17 protein-coding genes are annotated in these 19,346 nt (G+C 60.4%); 7 read left to right on the forward strand and 10 right to left on the reverse strand.

Going from position 1 to position 19,346, the window contains the following annotated elements:
- Nucleotides 1-76 precede the first annotated feature (76 nt).
- From pmrG to AC1Q6D_RS09345, 8 genes are all read right to left on the reverse strand, one after another.
- Entirely contained in the window at nt 77-751 is a 675-nt protein-coding gene (pmrG, locus tag AC1Q6D_RS09310; RefSeq protein WP_103403074.1) for a lipopolysaccharide core heptose(II)-phosphate phosphatase PmrG, read from the reverse strand.
- Nucleotides 752-1,050: 299 nt separating this feature from the next.
- Nucleotides 1,051-1,593 carry a PqiC family protein gene (locus tag AC1Q6D_RS09315; protein ID WP_103403075.1) on the reverse strand — a complete coding sequence of 181 codons (543 nt, stop codon included), beginning with the start codon at nt 1,591-1,593 and terminating at the stop codon, nt 1,051-1,053.
- Nucleotides 1,594-1,610: 17 nt separating this feature from the next.
- Nucleotides 1,611-3,287: a PqiB family protein gene (locus AC1Q6D_RS09320; protein ID WP_103403076.1), complete on the reverse strand. Its 1,677-nt coding sequence runs from the start codon at nt 3,285-3,287 to the stop codon at nt 1,611-1,613.
- Complete coding sequence (locus AC1Q6D_RS09325) at nt 3,268-3,924, reverse strand: paraquat-inducible protein A (protein WP_103403077.1); 657 nt, start codon at nt 3,922-3,924, stop codon at nt 3,268-3,270. The genes AC1Q6D_RS09320 and AC1Q6D_RS09325 overlap by 20 nt, the downstream gene beginning before the upstream one ends.
- Nucleotides 3,921-4,517, reverse strand: a complete 597-nt coding sequence (locus AC1Q6D_RS09330) for a paraquat-inducible protein A (RefSeq protein ID WP_103403078.1) — start codon at nt 4,515-4,517, stop codon at nt 3,921-3,923. Before AC1Q6D_RS09330 ends, AC1Q6D_RS09325 begins: the two co-directional genes overlap by 4 nt.
- A 170-nt stretch (nt 4,518-4,687) precedes the next feature.
- Entirely contained in the window at nt 4,688-5,989 is a 1,302-nt protein-coding gene (locus AC1Q6D_RS09335) for an NAD(P)/FAD-dependent oxidoreductase (RefSeq protein ID WP_103403079.1), read from the reverse strand.
- Complete coding sequence (locus tag AC1Q6D_RS09340) at nt 5,986-7,074, reverse strand: polyamine ABC transporter substrate-binding protein (RefSeq protein ID WP_103403080.1); 1,089 nt, start codon at nt 7,072-7,074, stop codon at nt 5,986-5,988. The genes AC1Q6D_RS09335 and AC1Q6D_RS09340 overlap by 4 nt, the downstream gene beginning before the upstream one ends.
- Nucleotides 7,075-7,224: 150 nt before the next feature.
- Complete coding sequence (locus AC1Q6D_RS09345) at nt 7,225-8,583, reverse strand: glutamine synthetase family protein (protein ID WP_103403081.1); 1,359 nt, start codon at nt 8,581-8,583, stop codon at nt 7,225-7,227.
- Between the two features lie 162 nt (nt 8,584-8,745).
- On the opposite strand from AC1Q6D_RS09345, the gene AC1Q6D_RS09350 reads away from it, so the two are divergent.
- On the forward strand, nt 8,746-9,678 hold the full coding sequence (locus tag AC1Q6D_RS09350; protein WP_103403082.1) for a helix-turn-helix domain-containing protein: 933 nt from the start codon (nt 8,746-8,748) through the stop codon (nt 9,676-9,678).
- Here the strand turns inward: AC1Q6D_RS09350 and AC1Q6D_RS09355 are convergent.
- Both AC1Q6D_RS09355 and AC1Q6D_RS09360 read right to left on the reverse strand, forming a co-directional pair.
- The gene (locus AC1Q6D_RS09355) at nt 9,675-10,271 is read right to left on the reverse strand and encodes a helix-turn-helix domain-containing protein (RefSeq protein WP_103403083.1); all 597 of its coding nucleotides are present in this window, start codon (nt 10,269-10,271) and stop codon (nt 9,675-9,677) included. The genes AC1Q6D_RS09350 and AC1Q6D_RS09355 overlap by 4 nt on opposite strands.
- 106 nt (nt 10,272-10,377) lie before the next feature.
- Nucleotides 10,378-12,339 (reverse strand): oxidoreductase, encoded by a 1,962-nt coding sequence (locus AC1Q6D_RS09360; RefSeq protein WP_103403084.1) that lies wholly within the window; start codon nt 12,337-12,339, stop codon nt 10,378-10,380.
- A 308-nt stretch (nt 12,340-12,647) separates the two neighbouring features.
- Here AC1Q6D_RS09360 and AC1Q6D_RS09365 point away from each other — a divergent pair, with 308 nt between their 5' ends.
- From AC1Q6D_RS09365 to AC1Q6D_RS09390, 6 genes are all read left to right on the forward strand, one after another.
- Nucleotides 12,648-13,697: an ABC transporter substrate-binding protein gene (locus AC1Q6D_RS09365; RefSeq protein ID WP_103403085.1), complete on the forward strand. Its 1,050-nt coding sequence runs from the start codon at nt 12,648-12,650 to the stop codon at nt 13,695-13,697.
- Between the two features lie 74 nt (nt 13,698-13,771).
- Nucleotides 13,772-14,566 (forward strand): class II aldolase/adducin family protein, encoded by a 795-nt coding sequence (locus tag AC1Q6D_RS09370; protein WP_103403086.1) that lies wholly within the window; start codon nt 13,772-13,774, stop codon nt 14,564-14,566.
- Between the two features lie 97 nt (nt 14,567-14,663).
- Nucleotides 14,664-15,326, forward strand: a complete 663-nt coding sequence (locus tag AC1Q6D_RS09375; RefSeq protein WP_103403087.1) for a TetR family transcriptional regulator C-terminal domain-containing protein — start codon at nt 14,664-14,666, stop codon at nt 15,324-15,326.
- A gap of 92 nt (nt 15,327-15,418) precedes the next feature.
- Nucleotides 15,419-16,135 (forward strand): response regulator, encoded by a 717-nt coding sequence (locus tag AC1Q6D_RS09380; RefSeq protein WP_103403088.1) that lies wholly within the window; start codon nt 15,419-15,421, stop codon nt 16,133-16,135.
- Between the two features lie 5 nt (nt 16,136-16,140).
- Nucleotides 16,141-16,914, forward strand: coding sequence for a substrate-binding periplasmic protein (locus AC1Q6D_RS09385; protein WP_103403209.1), 774 nt, complete (start codon nt 16,141-16,143; stop codon nt 16,912-16,914).
- Nucleotides 16,911-19,166 carry an ATP-binding protein gene (locus AC1Q6D_RS09390; protein WP_103403089.1) on the forward strand — a complete coding sequence of 752 codons (2,256 nt, stop codon included), beginning with the start codon at nt 16,911-16,913 and terminating at the stop codon, nt 19,164-19,166. Before AC1Q6D_RS09385 ends, AC1Q6D_RS09390 begins: the two co-directional genes overlap by 4 nt.
- Nucleotides 19,167-19,346: the final 180 nt, after the last annotated feature.

The raw sequence follows: 19,346 nt of genomic DNA on the forward strand, positions 1-19,346 counted from the left end.
TCATTTGGTTTCGGCGAACGCTCAATAAAGGCTAGTGCACTCACAAGTGCGTGCTTAACTAAGCATGATTGTTGTTTCAGTGTTTTTGATCAGACAGCAAGTGCCAGTCTTCTGCCTTGACAATGCCAACTATCTGAAGCGCCCCATCGTTCGCGATGTGCACGAACAATGAACTGCCATATTCACTGGTTGCGGCATGTTTAAAACCGGTCTGGGCTTCAAAATCGCTGATGCATCCGCTGTGCGTCACCAGTACCAGATTATGGCCGGCACGCTTGTGCGCCACGACGTCATTGCGCAGGGTACTGCCACAAGTGGCTAACCAATCCTGGGCCGGCGCGTCTTTGCCAAACATGTAATGTGCGGTTTGCATCGTACGGGTCAGCGGGCTGGAAAAGACATCGGCCTGCGTCATCCCCAGGGCCAGAAAGCCTTGCCCGACCACCTTGGCCGCTTCACTGCCCAGGCGGGTGATGCCGTCAGGCGGCCCCAGGCAAGGGTTGGTTGAGCGGTCACAGCGTTCAGCATGGCGCACCAGAACCACCACTTCGCCAGCGGCCCATTCCTGCAACAGTTGAGTCCTGACCTGCGTTCCGGCGTCCACCAGATTGACCGGGGATTTTTGCCACCAGACAAAACCGGTCACCAGCGCGGCAACCAACAGTACACCACCGAGCGACAGCAACGATTTGAGCAGGCGCTTTGCCTGAACGGGGGGCTGCGACCCTTTGTGCGAAAAGCTGTTGATCAAGTTCTTTCCACCTGCAGAGGCGCATTTGAATGTGCTGTTAATGACAGAACTCAAACTGCGCAGAATGATTGCCTCATAACCAAGAGGGCGTTTTAGTCGCGGTGAAAACTAAATCCGTGCAGGTGTCAGGGGGGTGAAATGAATGTGAAAAAAACGCAACGATGCTCAAACGGATAACTTTGCTTGTTATTGGTAACTCTTATCTTTTACCGGGGCTTGAGACACCGTCGCGCTGAGTGAAGATCAACCGGCTCAACGGCGATCCAGTCACCGTTGAGCGCCCAGCCTCTGCCAGGTGATCAGGCTGACGGACAAATCGAGCGGGTCCCCGAGGCGGCCTGGCTGATCAGCGCAGCGAGGCGTTTAACGTTGTTCTGTTGTGCCGCCACCAGCTCATCGATGGATGGCCCGGAAGGGGTCTGCAACGTACTGCGACAGGTCATCAGAATCTCCTCGCCGTTGCGCAGACGCCATTTCACATCAAGGAGTCCGTATTGGCCTGGGATCGAATCAAAACGCTGTACTTCCAGGCGCACCGAGAGTTTGCGTTGCGGATTGCTGTTGACCATCTGATCAAGCAGGGCACTGCGTAACTCATCCACCAGGCTCGCCCCCCACCACTGGGTTTCGAGGATCGCCATGCCCGTATTGCCCTGGCGCACGACGATCTGCGGACGATCGACCTGAGGCGGGACGATCAGGCTTTCAATCCGGATATCTGTCGTTGATCCCGGACTGCTCAGTTGAGCCGGGGTCAGGGTGTGGAACTGAATCGGATCGCTGCGACAGGCGGCGAGCAATGCCAGCGTAGCGATCAACGCAAATTTCAGTGGAAAAACCATGGTTGATGCTCCTGTGGTCATTTGCTCGGTGGTCCTTGCAGATCCATCGGGGCGGCGTTTTCGGGGCGACCGCGAATCAGGGATTCGGGGTGCCGTCCCAGGTAGTCCGCCAGATCACGTAAGGAACGTGACGTGCGCCCGAGTTCGTTCAGGGTCTGGTCCAGTTTTTCCCGTTGTGGCGAATCATCAGCCAGGGTGGAGTGGGCCGATTGCAGCGTCGAGTTGGCTGTTTGCAGGGTCTTGCTCACGTCCGTAAGCGTGTTATGCACCCCAGGCAGAGTCTTGGCATTGAACTGCCCCAGGCTTTTGCGCAGTTCAACCAGGTTGCTGTCGAGATTGCTGGCAATGCGTTCGATCGGCAGTTGGTTGATCTTGGTGACCATGGCTTCGAGTTTTTCCTGCAATTGTTCGAGACTGCCAGGAATCGTTGGAATCATGACCGGGCGCGCATTGGCATCGAAGGTGACTTTTTCCGCTTTCGGGTAGAAGTCCAGGGCGATGTACAACTGCCCGGTCAACAGATTGCCGGTGCGAGCCTGGGCGCGCAGGCCGTTTTCGATGAAGGAACCGATCAACCGCACACCGCCGGCCTCATCGTTGGGGTCATGTTTCAAGGCCTTGAGCATTTTCTGGTGAGCCTGACCCAGGCGTTGCGGATAGATCACGATGCCGATATTGACCGGGAAGCTGTGTTTTTGAGCGTCGAAATCGAGATTGACCGAGACCACCTTGCCAATCTCCACGCCCTGGAATTCGACCGGAGCATCAACCTTGAGCCCGCGCAATGCCTGATCGAAGCGCAAGGCCAAGTACTGCGGCTTGCCGTTGGGTGGGGCCAGGGCGGTTTGCTGGTCCTCGAACAGTTCGTAGGTATATTCCTCGGCCGCAGGCTTGTCGTTGGGACTGTATTCAGGCGCACGGAAGGCAATGCCGCCGACCAGCAAGGCGGACAGGGATTCGGTCTTGACCGCGAAGCCGTTGGCGCCGACGTTCACATCGACACCACTGGCATTCCAGAAACGGGTGTTCTCGGTGACGTACTGATCATTGGGGGCGTGGACGAACAGGTCGATGTTCACGCCCTTGCCGTCAGGGTCCAGGGCATAGGCCACGACCTGGCCGACCGGGATCTTGCGGTAGTACACCGGAGAGCCGATATCCAGCGACCCCAGGTCCTGGGTATGCAGGGTGAAGCGCTTGCCGGGCTCGCCGTAGGTGATGGGTGGCGGGTTTTCCAGGCCCTTGAAATTTTTCGCCCGGGCATTGGCCTGGCCGATATCGGCGCCGATGTAATCCCCGGACAACAGGGTGTCGATACCCGACACGCCGCCAGCGCCGATACGCGGGCGCACCACCCAGAATTTTGAGTCTTCGCGGGTAAAGCTTTCCGCCTGCTTGGCCAGCTTGACGGTCGCATTGACGCTTTTCTGGTCATTGCTCAGTTCCACGTCCGAGACTTGACCAATCACCACGTTGCGGTATTTGACCTCGGTCTTGTTCGCCGTCAGGCCGTCACCGGTCTTGAAGGTGATGGTGATGGTCGGCCCTTCCTGCAGGATGCTGTGCACCACCAGGGAAATGCCCACCAGCACCGCGACAATCGGCACGATCCAGACCAGTGACACGCTGAAGCGGCGGGTCTTGACCGGCGCCGGCCCAGGCACCTGTGCCCCGTCAGTGGCTAGTTGCTTCATCCGTGATCTCCTCATTGTGTGGGGCTTGCGGTTTTTCATCCCAGATCAGGCGCGGATCGAAACTCATCGCCGACAGCATGGTGAACACCACCACCAGGCCAAAGAACAGAATGCCGGGCCGTGGCTCGATATCGGCCAGGGCTTGAAACTTCACCAGCGAGGCCACCAGGGCCACCACTATCACGTCGAGCATCGACCAGTAACCGATGACCTCGACAAAGCGATACAGCTGTGATCGCTCCTTGCGCGCCCAGTGGCTGTCGCGTTGCACCGTCACCAGCAATAAGGTAATGGCCACGAACTTGATGCCAGGCACGGCGATACTGGCGATAAAGATGATCAGGGCGATGTCCCAGGCACCGGCCTCCCAGAACTCCAGCACACCGCTCATGATGGTGCTGTCGGCGCCATGGCCGACCATCTTTGTGTTCATCACCGGTAGCAAGTTGGCCGGGATGTAAAACACCAGGGACGTGAACAGGTAGGCCCAGGTGCGGGTCAGCGAATTGGTTTTGCGCCGGTGCAGCGGAGCGCCGCAGCGCTCGCATTCGTGGGGCTCGTGGGTCATGTCGCAGGCCAGTCCGCAGCTGTGGCACAGGCACAGGTCGAGTTCTCGGGCGACTGGAGGTGTTGTCATAGGATGTCCCACAGTTCGCGAATATCGCGCCCGGCAATGCGGATCATCATCAGGCTGAGGATGGCCAGGGCAAACAGACCGATGCCCGGCAACACATCGAGAAAGCCGGCGAGCTTGATCACCGCGACCATTGCCCCCAACAGGCAGACTTCCAGCATGCTCCAGGGCCGAAGGGTTTCCAGCCAGCGCATGCAGAACTTGAAAGCGGGCGAGCGTTGGCCGGCGAGGGCGAAACCGAGGACCCAGATCAGCAGCAACAGCTGAAAGATCGGTGCGATGATCATGGCGATGGCCGCCACCATGGCGATGAACGTGATGGGTCCCAGACTCAGGGCCATGACCGAATCCCAGAGCGTCGCGCTGTTTTTCAGGCCCTTGAGACTGATGCTCATGACCGGGTAGAAATTGGCGAAAATCCACAGCATCAGCGCGGTCAGGGTCAATGCCAGACGCTGCTGGAGCGTCAAACCGTCATAGCGCTGCAGCACCCCGCCGCAGCGGATGCACAGGGTTTTCTGGTGTTTGGCGAGCGTGACTTTCTCGTACACACAGTCGCAGTGCTCGCAAATGATCAGTGGGGCAGTCGTCGCCATTGGCCAAGCTCGACAGGAGGCAGGAATGAATGAGCACCTCCTCAATATAGAAGTGACTGGCCATTGAGCAAATCGAAAGGCTATTTGACGACTGAATGAAACTGGCTGCTCAGCCGGATACCGGTGGCGAGGGGCTCGCCACAGGATGGGTCTATCTCTTGAGGCCAACCTTAGCCCAGCACTTCACGCAGGCGATACCACAACATGCCGAGCGCCAGCAGTGGCGAACGCAGAACGCGACCGCCGGGGAAGGTCATGTGCGGCACGGCGCTGAACACGTCAAAGCCGTGGCTGTGACCCGCGTGAATCGCTTCACCCAGCAACCTGGCGCACCAGTGGGTCACGTTCAGGCCATGGCCCGAATAACCCTGGGCGTAGAACACATTGGGATGCTGGCTCAAGCGCCCGACCTGCGGGAAGCGATTGGCCGTGATCCCGATCATGCCGCCCCATTGATAGTCGATGCGCACATTCGCCAATTGCGGGAAGACCTTGAGCATCTGCGGACGCATATAGGCTGAGATGTCCCGTGGATCGCGCCCCGAGTAATGACAGGCACCGCCGAACAGCAGGCGCCGGTCGGCGGATAACCGATAATAATCCAGGCCGACTTTCTGGTCGCACAGGGCCAGGTTATGCGGGATCAGCTGCGCAGCGAGCTCTGCGGACAAGGGTTCAGTGGCGATGATGTAACTACCCGCCGGCAGCACTTTGCCGCTGAGTTTCGGCTCAAGTTCTTCCAGGTGTGCATTACAGGCCAGTACCAGGCTGCCGGCACGCACCGTACCACCGGCGCAGCGCACCTGTACGGTATTGCCATGGATCAGCTCCAGCACCGGGCTCTGCTCGAAGATCTGTACGCCCAGGGATTCGGCGACTCTCGCTTCACCCAATACCAGGTTAAGCGGGTGCAAATGCCCCGAGCCCATGTCGACCAAACCACCGGCATACACACCGGAGTTCACCACCTGCTCACGGATCTGCCCCGGTTCGATCAGGCGGGTTTCATGGGCGTAACCCGACTCTTTCAGCTCTGCGAATTCGCTTTTAAGGCCGGCGAACTGCGCCGGGGTGTTGGCCAATTCACAAAAGCCCCAGCGCAGGTCGCAGTCGATGCCATGCTCGCGGATACGCTGGCCCACGAGCGCCACCGATTCGACACCGGCCTGCTCCAGATAGCGTACGCCGTCGGCACCGATGTGCCGGGCGAAACCGCTGACGTCATGACCGATCCCGCGAATCAACTGGCCACCGTTGCGCCCGCTGGCGCCCCAGCCGATTCGCCGGGCTTCCAGCAGAATCACCGAGAGACCGCGCTGAGCCAGTTCGATGGCGGTGTTGACGCCGGTAAAGCCGCCGCCAATCACACAGACATCCGCGACCAGGTCCCCGGCCAGCTCGGGCCGGGGCGCCATGCCCCTGGCCGAGGCGGCGTAGTAGGAGAGCGTGTGTTCCTGGGTGTACTGGTTCATTGGTTGGACTTCACTTTGCTCCAGGAACGGGTCATCAGACGCATGATCGACTGTGGAGGGGTGGTGGAAATGTACAGTTTGTCGAGCACTGCCTGGGAGGGATAAACCTCGGGATTGTTCACCAGCTCCGCATCCATGTACTGCTTGGCGGGCGGGTTCGGGTTGGCGTAGCCGACCGAGGCGCTGACTTTGGCAATCACCTGTGGATCGAGCAGGTAATTGATGAAGGCATGGGCTTGTTTCGGGTTGCTGGCGTCGGCCGGGATGGCCAGCAGGTCGAACCACAGGTTGGCGCCTTCCTTGGGAATGGCGTAGGCGATGTTCACGTTGTTCTTGGCTTCCTTGGCCCGGTTGGCGGCCTGGAACACATCACCCGAGTAGCCGAACGCGACGCAAATGTCGCCATTGGCCAGGTCCGACACGTACTTGGAGGAGTGGAAGTAAGTGACGTACGGACGGATGCTCAACAGCTTGGCTTCGGCTTTCTTGTAGTCCTCGGGGTTTTCGCTGCGCGGGTCCATGCCCATGTAGTTGAGCACCGCCGGGAACACTTCATCCGCCGAGTCCATGATCGACACGCCGCACTGGCTGAGCTTCTTGATGTTTTCCGGTTCGAACAGCACGGCCCAGGAGTCGATGTGATCGATGCCCAGCACCTGCTTGACCTTGTCGACGTTGTAACCGATGCCGTTGGTGCCCCACAGGTACGGCACCGAGTGGGCGTTGCCCGGATCGTTTTTCTCCAGCAGGGCCAGCAGTTTCGGGTCGAGGTTCTTGAAGTTCGGCAGTTGCTCGCGATCCATCTTGAGGAACGCGCCGGCCTTCACCTGGCGAGCGAGGAAGTGGTTCGACGGCACCACCACGTCATACCCGGTCCGCCCGGCGAGCAGTTTGCCCTCCAGGGTTTCGTTGGAGTCGAACACGTCGTAGATCACCTTGATCCCGGTTTTGGCCTGGAAGTCGGCGAGGGTGGTCTCGCCGATGTAGTCGGTCCAGTTGTAGACGCTGACCTGTGGCTGAGCCTGGGCCACGGCGCTGAACAAAACAGTCAGCGCGACCGGAACCACGGACTTCAATAGACGCATAGCGACACCTCTTCGAATTATTGGATTTTCAGGCGTTTCTTCATTGTTCTGGCGGCCGTCATCGCGAGCAGGCTCGCTCCCACAGGGGAATGCGTTTCAAATGTGGGAGCGAGCCTGCTCGCGATGAGGTCTGTGTGGGCGAAGCAGGTCTCAGACGCTGAGCATCAGGAACTCACGTTCCCAGGAGCTGATGACTCGCTTGAAGTTCTCGTGCTCGGCGCGTTTGACCGCGACATAGCCACGCACGAACTTGCTGCCCAGATAACGGCCGACGGTTTCGCATTCTTCCATCTGCGACAGCGCTTCCTCGATGGTGATCGGCAGGCGCAGGTTGCGACGTTCATAGGCGCGGCCCTGGACGCCGGCGCTCGGTTCGACGCCCTCGACCATGCCGAGGAAACCGCAGAGCAGACTGGCGGCGATGGCCAGGTAAGGGTTGGCGTCGGCCCCCGGCAAGCGGTTCTCCACGCGCATCGCGTCCGGGCTGGAGGTCGGCACACGCAGGCCGACAGTGCGGTTTTCTTCGCCCCATTCAACGTTCACCGGTGCCGAGGTGTCCGGCAGGAAGCGGCGGAACGAGTTGACGTTTGGCGCGAACATCGGCAGCACTTTCGGAATGTATTTCTGCAGGCCACCGATGTGGTGCAGGAACAGCTCGCTCATGTTGCCGTCTTCATCGGCGAAGATCGGTTTGCCGGTGGCAATTTCCACCACGCTCTGGTGAATGTGCATGGCACTGCCCGGCTCATCGCCAATCGGCTTGGCCATGAAGGTTGCCGCCACGTTGTGCTTGAGCGCGGCTTCGCGCAGGGTGCGCTTGAACACCGTGATCTGGTCGGCCAGGTCCAGGGCGTCACCGTGACGGAAGTTGATTTCCATCTGCGCCGGGCCGTCCTCGTGGATCAGCGTATCGAGGTCCAGTCCTTGCAGCTCGCACCAGTCGTAGACGTCTTCGAACAACGGGTCGAATTCGTTGGCGGCATCGATGGAGAACGATTGGCGACCACTTTCGGCCCGCCCCGAGCGGCCCATCGGTGCCTTGAGCGGCAGGTCCGGGTCTTCGCAGCGCTGGGTCAGGTAGAACTCCATTTCCGGCGCGACGATCGGCTTCCAGCCCTTGTCGGTGTACAGCTGCAGGACTTTCTTCAGCACGTTGCGTGGCGACAGTTCGATCGGGTTGCCGAACTTGTCGAAGGTGTCGTGAATCACGATGGCGGTCGGTTCGATGGCCCATGGCACTACGTACACCGCGTCGGACACCGGCTTGCAGACCATGTCGATATCGGCCGGGTCGAGCAGGTCGTAGTAGATGTCGTCGTCGACAAAGTCCCCGGTTACCGTTTGCAACAGCACACTTTCCGGCAGGCGCATGCCTCGCTCATGCAGGAACTTGTTGGTGGGTGCGATTTTGCCGCGTGCAATGCCGGTCAGGTCGCTGACGACGCACTCGACTTCGGTAATCTTGTGATCTTTCAGCCACGTGAACAGCTGATCGAAAGGGACATTCATAAAGACCTCGTTATTGGTTTTATTAACGCCAGGAGAAGCCGATTTCATCTTTCGGACACTTCCCCTGTAGCGCGTTGACGACTATCTTGGGCGAGCCTCGCCGTTCCATCTATCCACTTTAAGCAGCACAAAGCGCACCAAAAGAGTGCGCAAGGCCACGCCATGACAGTCTGTAATCCGCTACAGGTTCAAGCGTTCAATACCGCCGATGTGGCCGAGCAAATTCGCACCACACCGGGTTGGGTCCAGCATTACCAGCAAATGTCACCGGGGCATTTCGCCGGTCTGGTGCGCTATCTCGACCTGCAAGGCGTGGAGATTTACGAGGAACACATGAACACCCGGGTCGAGCAGAATTTCAGTGCGCCGCAAGGCTCGCTGGCGTTCTGCTTCGATCGCAGCGACAACGCGCTGTATGTGCTCAATGGTGAAAGCCGCAACATCTGGATCACCCCCGAGAACTACCAGGAAATCGCCGTGGTGTTCGGGCCGGAGTTCGTGCAGCGTCACGCGCTGGATGTGGCCAGGCTCGAAGGGCTGTTCATGGCCCCGCTCAATTCGCAGCAGAATGCGCTGTTCAGTCGCTGGCTCAGCGGCACCCTGACGCGCTTGTCGCAGACCTTCGATCCGCCGAGCCGCGAGGCGCTGACCCAGCAGTTGCTTGACGATTGCCTGTTCATCCTCGACAACGCCTGCGTGTGCCTGGACCAGGGCGCGTTGCAGCGCCGGGCGGGGGAGCGGGCAATCATGAAGCGGGTCGGGGAATGGGCGGCGGATACCCCGGAAGAACACCTCAATCTGCTGGAGCTGTCCCAGGTTGCCGGGGTTTCACTGCGCCAGTTACAGCACGCGTTCAAGACGTTCACCGGCATGGCGCCGACCCAATGGTTGCGCCTGCGTCGCCTCAACAGCGCCCGCCGGGAGTTGCTGATCAGCACGCCGTCGCAAACCACCGTCGCCGAAGTGGCGATGCACTGGTCGTTCTGGCACCTGGGGCGGTTTTCCAGCAGCTATCGCGCGCTGTTCAAGGAGTTGCCCAGCGACACCCTCAAGCGTGTGAGTGCCGCGCAGCCCAGTGGCCGAGGGCGTCGCTAGAAGGTCGGCGGGGTGATCACCCAGATCACCACCGCATCGACGTCGCCAGGGTTGCCGTAGCGGTGCGGCTCCTGGCTGGAGAAGCTGAAGCTGTCGCCTTCGTTGAGCTGAAAGTAGCGCTCGCCGACCCACAACTCGAAACGCCCAGAGAGCAGGTAACCCGCTTCTTCGCCGTCGTGGCTGTAGCTTTGCTGGCTGTAGGTGCCTGGAGGGAAACGCGAATGCAGCATTTCCAGGTGCTGACTGGGCTGTGGCGTCAGTAACTGGTCAATGATGCCGTCTTCGTAGTGCACGCTCAGGCGACTGTTCTTGCGCACGACAATGCCGTCATCTTCGGGAGCGGTGACCGCTTCGCTGGCGAAGAACCACTGGATGGTCACCCCCAGGCTGCGGGCGATATTGAACAACGCCGGAATCGACGGGTAGGCGAGGTTGCGCTCCAGCTGGCTGATGTAGCCGGCGGTCAGCTCGCTTTGTTGCGCCAGCTCCGCCAGGGTCATGCCACGGCGTTTACGCAGGCCACGAATCCGCGTGCCGAGAAAATGCGGTTCGGCGCTGGCGGTGGCGGGTTGTGGGGTGGTGCTGTTGCTCATGGTCGATTCCGAGCCGGTGGCTACGCTCCGCCCCCTGTAGGAGCGAGCGTGCTCGCGCCTGCAAAGAGCAGTCATTTGGAGTCAAAGCCCCGGAGTATAAACAGCCTCAAAGCTCCCACGCGACTTTCAGGCCCTCATAAATCGCTTCTTCGGCCGTTCGCGGCGCCAGGCAGTCGCCAATGCGCCGGAACTCCACCAGGCCCTGCAGTTCGGCCCCCAGGGTATCCACCGGCTGATGGCCCTGGCACAGCACCAGGGTGTCGATGTTTTCCATCAGCATCGGTTCGCCGCTGGCGGTGTGTTGCAGGTAGACAGTGTTGTCATCGCAACCGTACAAACGCGCGTAAGGGGTGATGGCAATCCCCAGTTTGTGCAGCTCGCCGGCCATTTGATCACGCACATACAGCGGCAGGTTTTCCCCGCAATGGGTGCCGTTGACCGCCAGTTGCACCTGATGCCCGGCACGGGTCAGACGCTCGGCGATGCCGGGGCCGATCCAGTCGCAGCGCCAGTCGACCACCACCACCGACCGGCCGACCTGCACCTCGTCGCGCAGCACCTGCCAGGCGTCCACCACCTGCAATTCACCACCGCGTTCGAAATGCGGCCAGTAAGGTTCGGCGCCAGTGGCGACGATCACCATGTCCGGTTTTTCCCGTTCGACCAGGGCGCGATCGACCCGGGTGTTGCGCACCACGCGCACCCCGGCCAGTTCCATTTCCCGTTGCAGATTGGTGCTGGCGCCGCCGAACTCGCTGCGCCGTGGCAGCAATTGCGCCAGCAACACCTGGCCACCCAGTTGCGCGCTGGCTTCATACAGCGTCACCTCGTGCCCGCGTTGGGCAGCGACAGCCGCGGCTTTCATCCCGGCCGGGCCTCCGCCGGCAATCATGATGCGTTTGCGTGCGCTTGCTGGTCGGCGCTCGCCGAAGATCAGTTCGCGTCCGGTTTCCGGGTGCTGGATGCAGGAAATCGGCAAGCCCTTGTGGAAGTGGCCGATACACGCCTGATTGCAGGCGATGCAGGCGCGTACGTCTTCAGCGCGGCCGGCGTCGGTCTTGTTGGGCATTTGCGGGTCGCAGATCAGGGCGCGGGTCATGCCGCAGACATCGGCCTGGCCCCGGGCAATGATCAGTTCGGCTTCCTGGGGCTGGTTGATGCGCCCGGTGACGAATAACGGGATGTCCAAACCCGCCTTGAAGGTGCCGGCTTCCCTGGCCAGGTAGGCGGCCTCGATCGCCATCGGCGGGACGATATGCACCGCGCCACCCAACGAGGCCGAGGTTCCAGCGACGATATGCACGTAATCGAGCTGTGCTTGCAGCGATTGCACGGCGGCCAGGGACTCGTCTTCGGTCAGCCCTTCGGGGTCACGCTCGTCGGCGGAAATGCGCAGGCCGACGATGAACTGCTCGTCAGTGCTGGCGCGGATGGCGGCAATCACTTCACGCAGGAAACGCAGGCGTTGTTCCAGGTCACCGTTATAGCCATCGGTGCGGCGGTTGACCCGTGGATTGATGAATTGCGCCGGCAGGTAGCCGTGGCTGGCGACCACTTCCACGCCATCGATACCGGCCTGATGCAGGCGCCGGGCTGCGGCGGCATAACCGGCGACGATCTCGTCGATCATCCCCTGATCGAGCGCACGCGGCATGACCCGGAAACGCTCGTTGGGCACCGCCGAGGCGGAGTAGGCCACGGCCAGCAAACCATCGCTGGATTCCATGATTTCCCGCCCCGGATGGAACACCTGGGACAACACCACTGTGCCGTGGGCATGGCAGGTTTGCGCGATTTTCCGGTAGCCGTCGATGCAGGCGTCATCGGTGGCCATCAGCACATGGGAGGTATAACGCGCGCTGTCATGCACGCCGGCGACCTGCAACACGATCAGCCCGACACCGCCTTCGGCCCGCGCCCGGTGATAGGCGATCAACTGTTCGTTGACCAGGTTGTCGGTGGGCATCGAGGTGTCGTGACCGCTGGACATGATGCGGTTTTTCAGGCGCTTGCCACGGATCTGCAAGGGTTCGAACAGGTGCGCAAAGGCTGGGGACGGGCTCGGCATGGTGCGGGTACTCCGGGCAGGCTGACCTGTAGGAGCGAGCCTGCTCGCGATGGACGTTAACGATAACGCGTGTTGCCTGGATGATCGCGTCGCTCTCAGGTCCATCGCGAGCAGGCTCGCTCCTACAGAGGCATTTGGTGTTGTTGTTTTGTTCTATAGAAATTTACCCGAAGTAAAAAATCAACTTGTTTTTTTACTGGGCCTTGCAGTAGTTTGAAATGGCACCCGCATCTTGGGGCGAACCTCACAACAATAAAAAAGGGCCACACCGACTTGAGTTCGGCGGGCACCTGCACGAGGAACCACTGATGAAATCGAAAACGCTCAAGCATGGTTTTTATCCCTTGGTGTTGTCCATGGCCATGGGCCTGGGCAGCGCTCAGGCGGCATCGGAGATGGTGGTGGTCGGTTACGGCGGCGCCGGACAAAAAGCCCAGGATGTGGCGTTCTTCCAACCGTTCAGCGTGGTGGATCAAAGCAAGGTGATCCAGAGCGAATACAACGGTGAGATGGCCAAAATCAAAGTCATGGTCGACACCGGCAACGTCGATTGGGACGTGGTGCAGATCGAAGGTCCGGACCTGATGCGTGGCTGCGAGGAGGGCATGTATGAGCGCCTCGACTGGACCCGCCTGGGCCATGCCGATCAATTGATTCCCGAAGCCGCGCAGGAGTGCGGTTCGGCCGCGTTGGTGTGGAGTGTGGCGATCGCCTACGACACCGACAAACTGGCCCGGGCCCCCACCTCATGGGCGGATTTCTGGGACGTGCAGAAAATCCCCGGCAAACGCGGCTTGCGCAAACGCGCGGTGTACAACCTGGAGTTCGCCTTGCTGGCCGACGGGGTGAAAGTCGAGGACGTGTACAAGGTGCTCAATACCCCGCAAGGCGTGGACCGAGCATTCGCCAAACTGAACCAGCTCAAACCCTACATCCAATGGTGGGAGGCCGGCGCCCAGCCACCGCAATGGCTGACGGCCGGCGATGTGGTGATGACCTCGACCTACAGCGGACGCATCGCTGCCGCCGCGCAATCCGGCAGTCATCTGGGGCTGGTGTGGCCCGGCAGTCTGTATGGCATGGACTACTGGGCGATCATCAAGGGGTCCAAACACGTCGATCAGGCCAAGCGTTTTATCGCCTTCGCCAACCAGCCGGACGCCCAGGTCAATTACGTGAAACAGATTCCCTATGGCCCGACCAATACCGAGGCCGCCGCTCGCCTGGACGATAAACTCGCGCAATGGGTACCGACGGCGCCGCAGAACCTCAAGGGCGCGTTGTCGATGGACGTCGGCTTCTGGGTTGACCATGGCGAAGAGCTGGAAGAGCGCTTCAACGCCTGGGCCAGTAAATAACCGCCTGTGGCTGGACGTCCTTGCACGTCCAGCCTTACTGTCTGCCCGGCCGACCCGTCTGGAGGATTAAAACAATGAACGAAATCGAGACCCACCTGACTGCCGCGCCCGAGCGCAGCGCTACCGAACAGCGCCTGCGTGAAGAGTTGGCCGCCTGTTATCGCCTGATTGCGCATTACCGCATGACCGATCTGATTTTCACCCACATTTCGGTACGTATTCCCGGCCCGGAACATCATTTTCTGATCAATCCCTATGGGTTGATGTTTGAGGAAATCACCGCGTCCAATCTGGTGAAAATCGACCTCAGTGGTCAGGCCGTTGAGCCGTCGCCATTCCCGGTGAACCCGGCCGGTTTTGTGATTCACAGCGCGATTCATGGCGCCCGTGAAGATGCGCAATGCGTGCTGCATACCCACACAAAATCCGGCTGCGCGGTGGCCGCGTTGAAGTGCGGCTTGTTGCCGGTGAATCAGATTTCCATGGAGTTTTACGGTCGGGTTGCCTATCACGACTATGAAGGCGTGGCGCTGGACATGAGCGAGCAGCAACGGCTGGTGCAGGACCTGGGCGACAAGCCGGTGCTGATGCTGCGCAACCATGGCTTGTTGACCGTTGGCGAAACCGTGGGGCAAGCGTTTTTGCGCATGTACTACCTGGAAAAAGCCTGCGAAATCCAACTGGCCGCGCAGGCAGCCGGTGAATTGGTGCTGCCACCGGCTGAAGTTTGTGAACATACCGAGCGCCAGTTCAACGACCCCGGCCGACCGCTGGATGAAGGTGAATTGAGCGACCCGGATGCCATGCAATTGGCCTGGGCGGCGTTGTTGCGCTTGCTGGAGCGAGTGGCACCGGGGTATCGGAACTGAGCACCAGACTGGAGACATGACAGGCTCTTGCTGTACAGTCGTTCAGCTTTCAAGCGTAACGCGAGCCCCCATGATTGAATCCAGGAGCATGTCACCCATGAATCAGGAAGCCCGTTTTTCCCGCATGGAACCGGAGTTGCGCAAGGCCAATCTGATCGAGGCGACGCTGGTGTGCCTCAAGCGCCACGGTTTTCAGGGTGCGTCGATCCGCAAGATCTCCGCCGAGGCCGGTGTCTCGGTGGGGCTGATCAGCCATCACTATTCCGGCAAGGATGAACTGGTGGCCGAGGCCTACATGGCGATCACCGGGCGAGTCATGACCTTGCTGCGCGATGCCATGGAACAGGCTGCACCGAACGCCCGCGAACGTTTGTCGGCGTTTTTTCGCGGCTCGTTTTCCGCCGAGTTGCTCGACCCGCAACTGATTGACGCCTGGCTGGCGTTCTGGGGCGCGGTGAAAACCGCCGAGGCGATCAACCAGGCCCACGATCATTCCTATGGCGAGTACCGCGGCATCTTGCGCAAAGTGCTGATGGAACTCGCGCAGGAAGAGGGCTGGGAAAACTTCGATGGCGAACTGGCCGCGATCAGTCTCAGTGCCTTGCTCGACGGTCTGTGGCTGGAATCCGGACTCAACCCGGGCACCTTTACCCCGGAGCAGGGCATTCAGATTTGCGAGGCCTGGGTCGATGGTTTGCAGGCCGGCGGTCGCCAACGGTTCTGTATCAAAACAAGCGGCGTGCAGACGAGCAGCTGTTGATCGGTTGTTCAGCAATGGCTACTCTCTGGCGCTGATGCAGAAAAACACTCTAATAAGAAATACGCCTTCGGGCACAGGCAGGACATCCAGTAATGACGCCACGGGTACTGATCGTCGATGACGATCCGCTGATTCGCGAACTGTTGCACGCCTACCTGTCCCAGGAGGGCTACGAGGTTCATTGCGCAGCCACGGCGGAACTGGCCGAAACCTTCCTGGCCAGCCAGACCGTGGATCTGGTCATGCTCGATATCCGCTTGCCCGGCAAGGACGGCCTGACCCTGACCCGTGAGCTGCGGGTGCGTTCGGAGGTCGGGATCATCCTGATCACCGGGCGCAATGACGAAATCGACCGCATCGTCGGCCTGGAATGCGGTGCCGATGACTACGTGATCAAACCTCTCAATCCACGGGAACTGGTGTCCCGGGCGAAAAACCTGATTCGCCGGGTTCGTCATGCGCAAACGCCTCAGCCTTTGGCGGCGGTCGCCAAACCGGTCAAACAGTTTGCCGACTGGTCGCTGGACACCGACCGCCGGCGCCTGATCGATCCCTCCGGTAGCGAAACCCTGCTGACCCACGGCGAGTACCAACTGCTCAGCGTGTTCCTGCGCAACAGCGGCCACACCCTGAGCCGCGACCAATTGATGGACCAGATCCGCAACCGCGAGTGGGTGCCCAACGACCGCTCCATCGATGTGCTGGTCGGCCGATTGCGCCGCAAACTGCACGACGACCCGGCCGAGCCGCAGTTGATCATCACCATCCACGGCGCCGGTTACCTGTTCACTGCCAGCCTGGCGGCGTGACGGCCGTGGGGCGACCGCTCTGGTTGCTGTTGGCGCTGCTGGCGGGCATTGCCCTGGCCGGGGAAAAAGTCCGCTACTGCGATTATCCGGTGTACCCGCCGATTTCCTGGAGCGACGGCAAGCAGGTCCGTGGCCTGGCGCCGAGTGTGGTGAAAAAGCTGTTCGGTGAGTTGGGCTACGACGTCGAAACCGTGGTGCTGGGCAACTGGAAACGATGCCTGCTCGATGCCGCCGAAGGCCGGGTCGACGTGGTGCTGGCCTACAGCACCGCGCAACGGGAACAAAGCATGCTGTTTTCCTCGGTGCCGGTGCTGCGCGAAGAGGTCGCGTTGTTCATCAATCGCCAACACCCGGTGCAATTCGAACGCCTGGAAGACCTGGCCCATTACCGTGGCGGCTTGCTGTTCGGTGAAAGTTACGGCGTGGAATTCGATCGCATGGTCGCGCAAAACAACAACATCGAATGGGTGTCCGACAGCCGCCAGAACTTCGGCAAGCTGATTCGCGGGCGCATCGATTTCATCACCCAGGAACGCCGCACCGGCCAGCTCTACATCGAAAGCCTGGCGGGCGCCAAGGACATCGTCGCGCTGCCCAAGGCCCTGAGCGTCGACTACCTGCGGGTCGCGGTTTCCCGTCGCTCGCCGCTGGCCAGTCATATGCCGCAGATCAATGCGCAACTGCAGCGCATGGTCGATGCCGGCGACATCGAGCGCTTGCTCAATGAAAGCGAAGTCACTTACCGCGACATGATCAACCTACCGGTGAACGAACAATGATGCGCCCGCGACCCGGTGGCCTGTTGCGGCGCCTGCTGCTGTTCATTCTGTTATTCAGCCTGTGCTTCACCGTGCTCGCCAGTACCGTGCAGCTGTACATCGAATACCGTCGGGAAATGCGCGACATCGACTCGCGCATGGAGCTGATCCGCGCCGGTTATCTGGCGAGCCTGGAGCGCAGCCTGTGGGACCTGAACCAGGAGCAACTGAATGTGCAGTTGCGCGGCCTGGTGGACTTCTCCGATGTCGCGCGGGTGCATTTGAAAAGCCCGGATTTCGACTTGCTGCATGGCAATGCGGATCCGCTCGGGCCGTTGCGCGTCGAACGTTTCGCCTTGGACTACCAACCGCCGTCCGGCCCGTTGCGGCATTTAGGCGAACTGGAAGTCAGCACCGATTTGGGGGCGGTGTATCAGCGCCTGTATGCCACCGGGTTGACCAGCCTGTTGTGGATGGGGGCGTTCCTGTGTGGTCTTGCGATTGCGCTGTCCTGGTTGTTCTACCGCCTGGTCACCCGTCACCTGCAAGTCATGGCTGATTTCGCCCGGCGTATTGCCGCAGGTGAATGGCATGAGCCGCTGCGCCTGCACAAGCGGCGCAGTGTCCACAAAGACGAAATCGACACCGTGGCCCACGCCCTCGACGACATGCGCCGGGCCATCCTCAGCGATATCGACCGCCGTGAAAACGATCGATTGGCCTTGCAGGACAACCGTGACGAGTTGCTGAAAATGGTCGAGCGACGCACCGCCAGCCTGATGCGCGCCAAGGACGAAGCAGAAGCGGCCAACCTGGCAAAGTCACGGTTCCTGGCGACCATGAGTCATGAGTTGCGCACGCCCCTTAACGGTATTCTCGGCATGGCCGAGTTGTTGCGCGGCGCCAGCCTCGATCCGCTGGACAGCAAACGCCTGGATGCCTTGCACAAGGCGGGCGAGGGATTGCTGACCATCCTCAATGAAGTGCTGTTTTTCGCCAAACTGGAGGAGGGCGCGAGCCTGCCCGAACCGGTGGATTTCTCGATTCGCCAATTGATCGATGAAGTACTGACGCTGCTCGAGCCCAAGGCGCTGGATAACGACACCCTCCTGCAATGTCGGGTGGATCAGCGCATTGCCGAGTATCACCACGGTGCCGAGCAATTCTTGCGGCAAGTCTTGAGCAACCTGTTGGCCAACGCGATCAAGTTCACCGAGTGCGGTGAGGTCAGTGTCGAAGTGGCGTTGCTCGCGCAGTCCGGAGGGCCTGGCGGCGATCGTCTGCGGGTGAGTGTCACCGACAACGGAATCGGCATCGCCCCGCCAATGCAGGCGAGGATTTTCGAGCGCTTCACCCAGGCCAGCGAAGAAGTAGCACAGCGCTACGGCGGCACCGGGTTGGGGCTGGCGATCTGCAAACACCTGGTCGAACAAATGGGTGGCAGCATCGGTGTCACCAGTGAAGTCGGGCGGGGCAGTTGCTTCTGGTTCGAGTTGACGTTGCAACCCGCTGCAGGCGTCACCGCACCAATACCGATCACAGTGGCAGGGCCGGCATTGAAGGTGCTGGTGGTTGAGGACGTGGCGCTCAATCGCGAAGTGGCCCAGGGGTTGCTGCAACGGGACGGCCATCAGGTGTGGCTGGCCGAAGAGGCTGAACAGGCATTGGCCCAATGCGCCGCGCAACGGTTCGATCTGATACTGCTGGATGTGCATCTGCCGGGCCTGACCGGTGTGGAATTATGCAAACGGATCCGCAGCCTCGACGGGCCGAATCGTACCGCACGCATTTTCGCCCTGACTGCCAGTGTGCAGCCGGCGCTGGTTCGTGGGTATCTGGACGCCGGTATGGATGGCGTGCTGGCCAAGCCGCTGAATCTGGACTCTCTGCGCAAGGTCATGGGCGGGCAGCTGATGGCGCCCAAACCGCTGCTGGAAGAGGGCGCCATAGACTGGCCGCTGCTGCAAACACACCGTAACTTGCTCGGCGAACAGAAAGTGCAGGGGCTGCTGACGGTGTTACGCGACTCGATCCTGCAACACCGCGAGGCGCTACGCGAAGCGATTGACGCCGACGACTTCACTGAAATCGCACATCTGGCCCACCGTTTGGCGGGAAGCGCCGACTCTTTGGGTTTTCGTGCCTTGGCCGGCGTTCTGAGATCACTGGAACAAGCGGCCCTGAAAAATGATGAGTCGGCTATCGGTCAGTTGGCGCCAACCTTTCATGAGTACTGCAAACACGCGCTGGAGACGCTGAAAGGCTTGTTGTAGAGCTGACGTACATAATTGTTACGACTTTCTACAACTTCGATCCATACGTACAACGCGACCTTACATGGCTTTCCAATAATCGACGCAACCGCCGCAGCGCGGTCTTCGAAGCTTATTGGAGATAATAATAATGAATTGCCGTAAAGCTGATCCTTCCCCGCGCCACGACATCCTGTCCTG

The organism is Pseudomonas sp. MT92, from assembly GCF_058792515.1.